The organism is Acinetobacter sp. Lyrl_1, assembly GCF_051948795.1.
Classification (GTDB): Bacteria; Pseudomonadota; Gammaproteobacteria; order Pseudomonadales; family Moraxellaceae; genus Acinetobacter; species Acinetobacter towneri.
Map to the genome: position 1 here is coordinate 1 of NZ_JAYJLK010000075.1, position 4,444 is coordinate 4,444.

Genomic DNA, 4,444 nt, shown 5'->3' on the forward strand with positions numbered 1-4,444 from the left:
ATTAGTATTTCAAAATTAAATATTTTTTGCTTACTACAGGCTTACGTTGCATAACCCTAGAAACAACAAAGCCCTGAATATGTCAGGGCTAAGTCATTGATATTTGGCGGAAGCGGTGAGATTCGAACTCACGGAGGACTCGCGCCCTCGTCGGTTTTCAAGACCGGTGCATTAAACCGCTCTGCCACGCTTCCATGTGGGCCATGATACGAAGCTTTTGATTTGATGACAAGTAAAAAATACCACTCAAGCACTCAAGTGAATATTGTTTCACCAAATCAGCGCTAAAGTTCATCAAAACAACAGCATAGCCACCTCACTTTTTAAAGTTTAGCAGCCAATTCAGCCCCTTCACGAATCGCACGTTTTGCATCTAACTCTGCAGCAAGCTTTGCACCACCAATAATATGATAGTTAGCCAAAGTATTTTCATCTGCCGCAGGCATTAAATCTTTAACCGACTCCTGCCCTGCACAGACTACAATGCTATCTACACGTAACAATTGGTCTTGACCTGCCATTTCAATCCACAAGCCTTCATTGCTGATGGCTTTATATTGCACACCACGTAGCATACGCACCGCATGTTTTTTCAACTGTGCACGATGTACCCATCCTGAAGTTTTACCCAAACCTGCACCTAAAGCTGTCGTCTTACGTTGCAATAAATAAATTTCACGGACTGGGGGATGAACTTCTGGAGCAAGCATACCACCTTCAGTCACATAGTTAGGATTCGGATCGACTCCCCACTCACGCTGCCAATCTGCCAAAGGCTGCGGTTGTGGCTGATGTTCAGGTTTCAGTAAAAACTCCGACACATCAAAACCGATACCGCCTGCACCAATCACAGCGACTTTTTGTCCAACAGGTGCACCACGTAATACTTCTGCATAAGATAATACTTGCGGTGCATCGCTGCCTTCAATTTTTAAAGCACGTGGTACTACACCTGTTGCAATGACCACTTCATCAAAACCTTCACGTTCGAGTTGCTCGCGGTTGACTTTGGTATTTAAACGCAAATCGACCCCAGTTTTTTCAATTTGCACTTTAAAGTAGCGAATGGTTTCGTGAAATTCTTCTTTGCCCGGCACGACTTTTGCCAAGTTGAATTGACCGCCCACTTCGTTGCTGGCTTCAAATAAAGTCACATGGTGACCACGACTAGCAGCAACTGTAGCAGCAGACATTCCCGCAACACCACCACCGACAACTGCAATACGCTTCGGTTGCTTGGTTTTTTCATAGACCAATTCAGTTTCATAGGCTGCACGCGGATTGACCAAACAAGTCGCACGCTGATTTTTAAAGGTATGATCTAAACACGCTTGGTTACAGGCAATACAGGTGTTAATTTCATTGACACGATTGGTCGCAGTTTTATTGACCCAAAACGCATCTGCCAACAATGGTCGTGCCATTTGAATCATATCAGCTTTACCCGCTGCCAATATTTCTTCTGCAGTATCAGGCATATTAATACGGTTGGATGCAATTACAGGAATCTCAACGTGTTTTTTCACTTCTGCGGTGTAATCAACAAAAGCTGCGCGTGGCACAGAAGTCACGATGGTTGGAATGCGCGCTTCATGCCAGCCAATCCCTGTATTGAGCAAGTTCACACCCGCATGCTCTAAGGCTTTGGCAACGGTAATCACTTCGTGCATGGTATTGCCATCGTGGACTAAATCCAGCATCGACAAGCGGAAGCAGATAATAAATTTTTCACCCACTTCGGCGCGAATGGCTTTGACTACTTCTAAAGCAAAACGCATACGGTTTTCAATCGTACCGCCCCATTGGTCTTCACGCTGATTCACATGACGGCTTAAAAACTGATTCAGTAAATAGCCTTCCGAACCCATAATTTCGACACCATCGTAGCCTGCCATTTTGGCTAAACTAGCTGTTTTCGCATAATCTTCAATGGTATTTAAAATTTGTCTTTCACTCATTTTACGTGGTTTAAATGGTGAAATTGGAGATTTAATCGGACTTGCAGACACCACAAATGGTTGATAACCATAGCGTCCTGAATGCAGAATTTGCATTAAAATTTTCGCACCATGCTTATGTACGGCATGTGTCACTAATCGATGTGGTGCAACATCGCCCAATGTATTCATAGTACCGCCCGCAGGCAATAACCAGCCTTGACGGTTAGGTGAAATACCACCTGTAATAATTAAACCCACGCCACCTTTGGCACGTTCGCCAAAATAAGCAGCCAGTTTTGGATAATTATAAAAACGATCTTCCAAACCCGTGTGCATTGAACCCATCACGACACGGTTTTTAATGGTGGTAAATCCTAAATGTAATGGTTTTAGAATATTTGCATAGCGAGTTGTCATGATGAGTCCTTATATAATGAGCTTTGCAACTTGTTGCATGAATACTTTAACCGATTTTTATAAACTGTTTATGACTCTAAAGTTCGACTGTGTGGCGCAAACGTCAATTTATAGGGTCTGTTGACACTTCTTCTATGTTTGCGACGACGCTTATTTTTTAGCTGATATAAGGCATGAGGCAGGAAATTTAGTCATTCTAAATGACTGACTCATAACGCAATAGCAGCAAAAAATATGCTTGTCCCCTTGCGCAGCAAACAAAGCAGTGCTTTGTTCTTGCTCATGTGGCTAAAACTTTCTCAGATTGCGTTATGAAACTTGGCAATAGACCCTAACTATTCTTGATATAAACTTGATATAAAACCGCCCAAAAGTAAAAGTGATTTTATTCTGCACCATCCCAATTGCAGGTTTTGATCTTCAACATCTATACCAAGTTTGCCATTTCTAAATGAAAATTTAAGCCTGAACCTGATTTTTTTATCAAATGCGCTTTTTTAACGAAAACAAGCATTTTAAAGAGTGCTATAATTTGCAGTTTAGAATTCTCCTTGGCCACCAAATGTGGTGCCTATTTTAAAAAAGTTAGGACTAGCAATGACTGATAATGCAACTATCTTGCAGAATGTACCAGTAGGCAAAAAAGTCGGTATCGCCTTTTCTGGTGGTCTAGATACTTCAGCTGCTTTATTGTGGATGAAGCAAAAAGGCGCTGAACCATATGCGTATACCGCAAACTTGGGTCAGCCAGATGAAGATGACTATGATGCCATTCCAAAGAAAGCCGAAGAATACGGTGCGGTAAAAGCAGTCTTGGTTGACTGCCGTATGCAGTTGGCTTTGGAAGGTATTGCTGCCATTCAATGTGGTGCATTCCATATCAGCACAGGCGGTATGCCTTACTTTAACACCACCCCGCTTGGTCGTGCAGTAACAGGTACAATGCTAGTGACTGCCATGAAAGAAGATGACGTAAACATCTGGGGTGATGGTTCAACCTATAAAGGTAACGATATTGAGCGTTTCTATCGTTATGGTTTATTGACTAATCCTGCGCTTAAAATTTATAAGCCGTGGTTAGACCAAACCTTTATTGATGAATTAGGCGGTCGTGCGGAAATGTCACAATTCCTTATCGACAATGGTTTTGACTATAAAATGTCAAAAGAAAAAGCTTATTCAACTGACTCAAACATGCTAGGTGCAACACACGAAGCGAAAGACCTTGAGTACCTAGATGCTGGCATCAAAATCGTTGATCCAATCATGGGCGTGGCGTTCTGGAAAGATGACGTTGAAGTTAAAGCCGAAGAAGTGTCGGTTACCTTTGAAGAAGGTATGCCAGTTGCATTAAACGGTCAGCGTTTTGAAAACCCTGTTGAGTTGATTCTTGAAGCGAACCGTATTGGTGGTCGTCATGGTTTGGGGATGTCTGACCAAATCGAAAACCGTATTATTGAAGCAAAATCTCGCGGTATTTATGAAGCACCAGGCATGGCGTTATTGCACATTGCTTATGAGCGTTTGGTTACGGGTATTCACAACGAAGATACGATTGAACAATACCGCATTAACGGTTTACGTTTAGGTCGTTTATTGTATCAAGGTCGTTGGTTCGATTCTCAAGCGTTAATGTTACGTGAAACTGCGCAGCGTTGGGTGGCTAAAGCAATTACTGGTACAGTGACTTTAGAATTACGTCGTGGTAATGACTATACCATTATGAACACTGAATCTCCGAACCTCACTTATGAAGCTGAGCGTTTAACTATGGAGAAAGGTGATTCAATGTTTACGCCAATGGATCGTATTGGTCAGTTAACTATGCGTAACCTAGACATTACCGATACACGCGCTAAATTGGGTCTTTATACCAATTCTGGCTTATTGTCGATTGGTTCAGGTTCTGCAGTGCCACAATTGAAAGACAAAAACAAATAATCACTTGGTGATGATTTTGTGAAATCGAAAGCCGCTCAAATTGAGCGGCTTTTTTATGTTTGTTTAAACATGAGGACTAAACAATTCATACTAAATGAAAGCTGCATTGACATACTCCCACCACTTTCGTTTTCACTCAAGTGGGA

At 42.1% G+C, this 4,444-nt stretch carries 2 protein-coding genes and 1 tRNA gene; 1 reads left to right on the plus strand and 2 read right to left on the minus strand.

Going from position 1 to position 4,444, the window contains the following annotated elements:
- Positions 1–104: 104 nt before the first annotated feature.
- Together VF675_RS13400 and VF675_RS13405 are read right to left on the minus strand one after the other, a co-directional pair.
- Positions 105–194: transfer RNA gene (locus VF675_RS13400), tRNA-Ser, on the minus strand.
- Positions 195–323: 129 nt separating this feature from the next.
- A complete protein-coding gene (locus tag VF675_RS13405) occupies positions 324–2,357 on the minus strand; it encodes an NADPH-dependent 2,4-dienoyl-CoA reductase (protein ID WP_004972684.1) in 2,034 nt (677 codons plus the stop codon).
- A 597-nt stretch (positions 2,358–2,954) separates the two neighbouring features.
- Here VF675_RS13405 and argG point away from each other — a divergent pair.
- Positions 2,955–4,298: an argininosuccinate synthase gene (argG, locus tag VF675_RS13410; protein ID WP_179994760.1), complete on the plus strand. Its 1,344-nt coding sequence runs from the start codon at positions 2,955–2,957 to the stop codon at positions 4,296–4,298.
- The last annotated feature ends 146 nt before the right edge of the window (positions 4,299–4,444 follow it).

Coding starts and splice junctions, on each gene's coding strand:
- VF675_RS13405 (WP_004972684.1), bottom strand. CDS start 2,357: ATGACAACTCGCTATGCAAATATTCTAAAACCATTACATTTAGGATTT.
- argG (WP_179994760.1), top strand. CDS start 2,955: ATGACTGATAATGCAACTATCTTGCAGAATGTACCAGTAGGCAAAAAA.